Genomic DNA, 6,454 nt, shown 5'->3' on the forward strand with positions numbered 1-6,454 from the left:
GCTCAACGAGATCCTTTGCAGATGGAATTACGTGTACAATTACGTGAGACCACACCAGAGCCTGGGTTATCTCACCCCCATGGAGTTCCTGAAGGCGTGGATGGAGGAGAGCAAGGATAGGGATGATGTGTTCACCATGTAGTGAACCAGCACATACCCTTTTTGTGCCTCCCGCCTCGATATATAATGACTGTGGGCCGCTAGCTCAGTTGGCAGAGCACCGGACTTTTAATCCGGGTGTCCTGGGTTCGATTCCCAGGCGGCTCACCAGGAAAAGACCAGGTCAGGGGCCATGTTTCCCGGCCTGGTTTCGCTGTTCGGGCCATGCCGCAAGCATCAGGCGCCATAGATGCGTGGCACAGGCGTGACCGAAACAGTGCTGCTCAGACGGGCTCGAAGGCGCCCATGTCCTCCAGGCAGGCGAGCACTCTCAGGAAGAGCTCGTCCCTCTTGCGGCAGACCTCCGCCTCCGAGCGGCCGCCGTAGTCGTACAGTCCCCTGGAGGTCTTCACCCCCAGGCAGCCCTCCGCCACCTTCTCCTCCACGAGGGGATTGCTGAGGCCGTAGCTTTTAAGGAGGTCCGCCACCAGGTCCAGGCCGGTGAAATCAAGGCTCTGGACCACGCCGATCACGGGAAGGCGTATGCCCAGGCTGTACTTCACCGCCCTGTCTATCTCCTCGGGAGACGCAAGGCCGCTCCCCAGGAGCTCGAAGACGGCCAGGCTTATCATGTTCTGTATCTTGTTGACGATGAAGGCGCGGGTGAACCCCTTCATCACCACCGGCTTCTTGCCCAGCCTTTCCATGAGGGAGGCGGTGAAGGCCAGGACCTCGGGCGATGTGGCGGGGCCGGGGACCACCTCCACCAGGGGGATGACGTGGGGAGGGTTGAACCAGTGGGCTATGAGCAGGCGTTCCGGCCTCGATATCTCCACGAACCCGAAGATGTCCAGGCCCGAGGTGTTGCTGGCGATGACGGTCTCCGGCCGGCACGCCCCGTCAAGGCGCGCGAAGACCTCCTTCTTGATCTCCGGGACCTCGGGGACGGCCTCGATCACGAGATCGGCTTCAGCGGCCGCGGCCTCGGCGTCGGTGGAGACGGTCACCCGGCCCAGCACGCCTTCCGCCCCCTCCCCCGCGGCGCGCCCCGCAGCCTCCAGGGTTTCCAGGGCTCTTCCCATCTTTTCCCATGCCCCGGAGAGAACCCTCTCGTCCACGTCCACCAGCTTCACCTCGACGCCCGCCATGGCGAAGACCAGGGCGATGGAATGGCCCATGGTGCCCGCCCCGATGACCGCCGCTTTTCCCACGTCTTCAGGGTTCACGATTCATACCTCCCGCATGATTCCCTGCCATACCCTGCTGCGTCCCCTTCAATACTGGTACCAGGAGGGGGGCTCTATGCCGGTGCCGAAGTCCACGCCTTCCCAGCCGTGAGGACCCTTTCTCATGACCACCAGTGGGGCGTCCAGCCTTTCGTTGGTACACACGGCTATCCCCGCCGCCTCGTTTCCCCTGACGACCAGGTTCTCGATCCTGAATTCCAGCCCGGGCGCGGCGTTGGCCTTCACGAAGGCGATCATGGCCGCCTCGATCTCGGCCTTCTCGTCCGCATCCCCTCCTTCACCCTGGCCTCCCAACAGCTTCTCGAGGTCCTTCAGCTTCAGTTTGCCATGGGGTACGGGGCTCCAGGCGGGATCCCTCAGGCCCTCGAAGGTCAGGGCCTCGGGGTTGGCTTCCCCCGTGGGAACAACGTGGAGGCTGTATGTGCGGTTTCCCAAGACATCCTCGATCCACGTCGAGTGGTATGCCAGCCATTGCCCGTCCGGGGAGAAGGTTGTTTGCCATATTCTTCCTGCCGGCCCCACGAAATCCAGAGCATAGGCCGTTTCGCCTTTGAGGTCCGTATAATAGACGGCCGTATCCGGCTCATCGTAGCAGACGACCGCCAGGTGATCGCCGTCAGGGGAGAAGGACGCCGTGAACACATGGCCCCTATAGATGCCGTCCACCGTCACCCTCACTTCCTTCTCGTCTCCGCTTTTCAGGTCCCGGACCACCAGGTCTCCCGGGTCATCGCTCAGCCACATGGAGTCCCCCGCGACCTCGTCCCAGTCCTCGGGCCGGCGCACGTAGGCGAGCTTCCCCCCATCAGGGCTCAAGGCCGGGTTCGCGGCATCCTCCGCCAAGACCTCCACGCCGGGGGCGGAGAGGTCCACCTTCACCACGCGGGGGTACAGCCGGCTGAGCTTCTCCGCCACCGCGGTGGCATAAAGGGTGTCCCCGTCCTCCCAGGCGATGGTGCCGAACCAGGGCCGCACCCCGGCCTTGCTCCAGGCACCCGAGTAGTCCTCGTTGGTCCAGGAGACGTCGGTCATCTCGCCGCTTTCCACATCGACCACCACCAGCTGGGGATCGGCATCTCCCACCACCATGGTGGCGGCAAGCTTTCCGGCATCGGGAGAGAAGGCAAGGCACGAATAGCCCCCCTCCTCGGTGGTCAGCCTGCGCTCCTCCTTCTTCTCCGCATCCGCGAGGTAGATGTGGCTTCCGCGCACGTAGGCGATCCCCGCAAAGCCCTCCGCGTGCGTCTCTCCGCCTTCGTCCTCCCGTGACTGGTCATTCCACCACTTCTGCTTCCCCTTACCGCATCCACCGAGTGCAACCGCCGCGAGGAGCGCGGAGATAAGGATGACGAACAGGAAAGCGGCGTGCGGGCAGAACCGGTTCCTTCCCAAAACAGACACCCCCCTTCCCCCGGAAACCTCATCCGGAGGTTCCTTGCGCTTTCACTCCCGGTTCAACGATAACCCCGGCCTTACCCACGTATCCCGAACAGTCGACCAACCTGCCGGGCGTGATGCTTCCTTCCCCGGTCCCGCCGGTATCCGGCGCCCTGGACCCTCTCTCGCCCTCCACTCACCGCAGGACCCGAAGCGGTATCCCCGAGGCGCTCAACCGATTCCCGATGCCCGTTCTCCCCTGAAGACGTAGCGGCCGTGCTTGATGATAAAGCCTCGCTCCCTGATGATGCCCTCCGCTCTCCCGGCCATTTCCTCCATCTCCCCCAGGCATCGCATCCAGGAGGAATCGCCGCCGTCCTCGTCCTCCCTGCGCTCCGCCTCCAGCTTGCACTGGTAGATCTTGCCATCATCGAGGGCGGATATGCATACGCCGGCCCGATATGTCCATTTTCCCCTGCCGTTCAACCATTTCCTGGCGAACGGCTGTACCCGTATTATCTTGCCCTGTGGTGACCGGATCCTTCCGTCGTACGTCTCCTGCATCTCGTCGAGCATCGATTCCAGGGCATCCCCGAAATCTATTACCACCCCCATCTACCCTCATCTCCTCCTTTGGGACTTGCTGAGCTACTTTTACCTTCATCCAATTATACCCTCCTGGTGTCCGATCGCGGCAACTTCACCGGCCATTGCCGGCTGAACCGTCCCGGACACCCTCCCTTATCAGCAAACATCACCGGCATTGACTGCCCCAAGTGCGCGCCTCGGGCAAGCGCCTTTTCCCGTTTTAAAACCCTGCCTCCTCTCGGTGACCCGCATTTCCCGAATGTCCCGCGTAAAATGAGCCCTTCCGCTGCGCGCACAAGACATGCGGGTTCCGCGTCCCGGTTTCCTTCCCGTGCATAATATAATTGTCATGATCGGCCCATCCGGAGAAAGGCGGACCGTGGTTGCCGGGAAGGGAAAGGAAGAGGCGATGGAGTGCCGGCGGTGCGGCGCGTGCTGCATCGCGCTTTCCATATCTTCCTTGAACAAGCCGGCGGGCGTGAGGTGTTCATACCTGACGGAGGAGAACCTCTGCGCACTCTGGGGCAGGCCGGAACGGCCGCGCGTCTGTGCCGTATTCGAGCCGGACCCCCTCTTCTGCGGAGGCAGCTTCGAGGAAGCTCTCGCCATCATGGCGGCGCTGGAGACGGGCACGGAGAGCGCTGACCACGGGAGGTAAGGTTGGCGGGGAAAGTCCTCATCGTGGGCGACAGCCTTTCGGGAGGCCTGCCGCATCTCAGTTTCCCCTGGCAGCTGCGCAGGGTGAATCCCGCATGGGAATACCTGGTAAGCGCCAGGGGCGGCGACACGCTGGCGGGGATAGGCAACCGCCTCAAGGGCTTTTGGGATGCCGGGAAATACGACGCGGTGATGATCGAGGGGGGCGGAAACGACATCTTCCTGCCCTATCTCGAGGGGCGCGGCGGGATATGGAGGCGTTTCGCCCGGGCCATGATGGCGAGAGGCAGGCAGACGAGCGGGGACATCGCGGCCTTCAGGGACCTGCTCGCGCGCATACTCGAGGGCGCTCTCGCGAGGACGGCGGGGGTGATCGTCACCACCATCCCCTGCCTCGGCGAAGACCTGGGGAGCCAGCTCAACGCGACAAGAGTGCTGTACAACCAGGCAATACGCGAAGTGGCGGGAAGCTACGGCGCCGTGCTGGCCGACTTCGGCGCCGCATACGAGGAGATCCTTCCCGCGGCGGGAACCCCCGGCCTTTACCTGCTGGAGCACTTCCGGGACGTCTTCCTGGACACCTTCCACGCCCTCACTCCCCACAAGGCCCTCGCCCTCAGCGAGAGGAGGGGGCTCTTCCTCACCATCGACGGCCTGCACCCCAACCCGAGGGGCGCGACCACGCTGGCGGGAACGGCGGACTCCGCTCTGCGCTCCCTCTCTTGAGGGTGGGGCGTCCACGCCCCGTGTCCCGTTTCGCTGCTCCCTCAGCCATACTCTCCCTGTCGACACGAAGAGACCGCCTTGCTTACCGCATGCCTTCGACCGCCAGCATGTTTAAAGGCTGGCCGCGAAGGCAATATGGTAGAGAGCAGGCGTATCGTTCCGAAGAAACACGCGGAAGGGGCCATCATGGGCGTCAAGGGAAGAACGGTGCGGGAATTCACCGCCGGACCCGAGGTATGGGACATCCTGGACCGGTGGGCACAGGACACGGGTTACCGCCTCATCGAGCAGGACCAGAGCTCTCGCCTCTACGAGAGGGGGACCGGCCTTCTGGTGGCGCAGCAACGCCTGAAGCTCACTTTCCTCGGCAACGCGTACCGCCTCGAGGCCTGGGTCTACGTGAACCTCTTCAACCGCATCTTCACCCTGATGCTGATGCCCGAGGAACTGGTCATAGACTCGGGGGGTTCTTGGGGGCGATCCCCCGCAACAAGGCACGCGAGCAAGTCAACCGACTACTGCAGGCGCTGGGCCAACCGCCCGTAAGCTGAGCATGCCGATACGCGCATAACCGCCGTGGAGCATCGCCGCGCGGGAAAAGGCACCGCCGCAGCGGTTATGGGCAAAGGTCGATGGAGGGGAGGGACGTGCTCCGCAACAACGCACGGCGCTGGCGGTACGCCGGCAGGCGGTACCTCGCCGTGAACGCGGCGACGCGCGAAGGAGCCTCCGTTCCCCGCCGATCTCATTCGTGAAGGGGGGACGATGCTAGCGGAAAAGACTCTCAAGGAAGTGGTGCGCGCCCTGCCTCCTTACCTGAAAATGGAAGAGACCAGGGGCCTGGGGAGAACCCTGAAACAACAGTGGGGAGGTCCTCGCAACACGAGAAGGATTGTCCGTCACATCATCGCCGGGGGGAGGGGACCGCTGGCCAACCTCAGGGACCTGGGAAGGCAGAAGATGGGGAAGATCGTGCCCAACTGGATCCTGGGCATGTGGGAGACCCTGTCGGAACGCGAGGCGGTGGTGGACGGCGCGAGAAGGATCTCCTTCGGTGAGCTGAAAGACAGGGTCCTCAGGCTGGCCAACGCCCTGCAATCCCTTGGGATGGCTCCCAGGGACAGGGTCGCCGTGATGCTTCCCAACAGCATGGAATTCCTCGAGAACCTCTGCGCCTGCAGCCTCATCGGCGCCACCACCCCCTTCGTCAACTGGCACCTGCGCGGCGAGGAGCTGCGCAAGATGATAGACCTGAGGAAGCCGAAGGCGCTGGTCTTCGACGCGGAGTTCCTCGACGAGGTCCTCGCCATCAGGGAGGGCCTGCCCAGCGTGGAGCACTACGTCGTGGTGGGCGGGGAAGCGCCTCCCGAGGGCATCCTGGACTACGAGGAACTCCTGAAAGGTCAGGCGGCCACCAGGCCTGAGATGGACTTCATCGTCGCCTTCAACCCTTACACCGGTGGGACCACGGGCACCCCCAAGAGTTCCAACCTCTACGACAGCCTCGGTTTCCTCCTTTCGGACATAGCCGAACCCCCGCGCACCAGCCTGCGGGAATTCATGCGCTACATCAGCCTGCAGTTCAGCTTCCTGTACTGGTACGGGGGAGAACACCTCCGGGACGAGAAGACCGGTAACATCCGCAGCCTCATCGTCACCCCCATGTACCACGCCGGCACCATCGTCGCCTGGGCCCCCTGGATGCTCCTTGGCGCCACCGCGGTGATCATGCGCCGCTTCGAGGCGGAGGAGTTCCTGCG

8 protein-coding genes and 1 tRNA gene are annotated in these 6,454 nt (G+C 63.6%); 6 read left to right on the forward strand and 3 right to left on the reverse strand.

Features of this window, described 5'->3' with window-relative positions; translation table 11 throughout:
* The coding region (locus H5T73_12730; GenBank protein MBC7248624.1) for a transposase at window positions 1–142 on the forward strand (142 nt) is incomplete at its 5' end.
* 52 nt (window positions 143–194) lie between these two features.
* Window positions 195–270, forward strand: a tRNA-Lys gene (locus H5T73_12735).
* Window positions 271–383: 113 nt separating this feature from the next.
* Here the strand turns inward: H5T73_12735 and H5T73_12740 are convergent.
* The 3 genes from H5T73_12740 to H5T73_12750 form a co-directional block, all read right to left on the reverse strand.
* A complete protein-coding gene (locus tag H5T73_12740; protein MBC7248625.1) occupies window positions 384–1,325 on the reverse strand; it encodes a 3-hydroxyacyl-CoA dehydrogenase family protein in 942 nt (313 codons plus the stop codon).
* Between the two features lie 48 nt (window positions 1,326–1,373).
* Window positions 1,374–2,738: a PD40 domain-containing protein gene (locus H5T73_12745; GenBank protein MBC7248626.1), complete on the reverse strand. Its 1,365-nt coding sequence runs from the start codon at window positions 2,736–2,738 to the stop codon at window positions 1,374–1,376.
* 216 nt (window positions 2,739–2,954) lie between these two features.
* A complete protein-coding gene (locus tag H5T73_12750) occupies window positions 2,955–3,338 on the reverse strand; it encodes a hypothetical protein (protein ID MBC7248627.1) in 384 nt (127 codons plus the stop codon).
* Between the two features lie 382 nt (window positions 3,339–3,720).
* On the opposite strand from H5T73_12750, the gene H5T73_12755 reads away from it, so the two are divergent.
* From H5T73_12755 to H5T73_12770, 4 genes are all read left to right on the forward strand, one after another.
* Window positions 3,721–3,969 carry a YkgJ family cysteine cluster protein gene (locus tag H5T73_12755; protein ID MBC7248628.1) on the forward strand — a complete coding sequence of 83 codons (249 nt, stop codon included), beginning with the start codon at window positions 3,721–3,723 and terminating at the stop codon, window positions 3,967–3,969.
* A 2-nt stretch (window positions 3,970–3,971) separates the two neighbouring features.
* Window positions 3,972–4,694 carry an SGNH/GDSL hydrolase family protein gene (locus H5T73_12760; GenBank protein MBC7248629.1) on the forward strand — a complete coding sequence of 241 codons (723 nt, stop codon included), beginning with the start codon at window positions 3,972–3,974 and terminating at the stop codon, window positions 4,692–4,694.
* 186 nt (window positions 4,695–4,880) lie between these two features.
* A complete protein-coding gene (locus tag H5T73_12765) occupies window positions 4,881–5,240 on the forward strand; it encodes a hypothetical protein (protein ID MBC7248630.1) in 360 nt (119 codons plus the stop codon).
* A 219-nt stretch (window positions 5,241–5,459) separates the two neighbouring features.
* A partial coding sequence (locus tag H5T73_12770) for an AMP-binding protein (protein ID MBC7248631.1) occupies window positions 5,460–6,454 on the forward strand: 995 nt, incomplete at its 3' end.

This window comes from Actinomycetota bacterium (assembly GCA_014360655.1).
Taxonomy (GTDB): domain Bacteria; phylum Actinomycetota; class Geothermincolia; order Geothermincolales; family RBG-13-55-18; genus JACIXC01.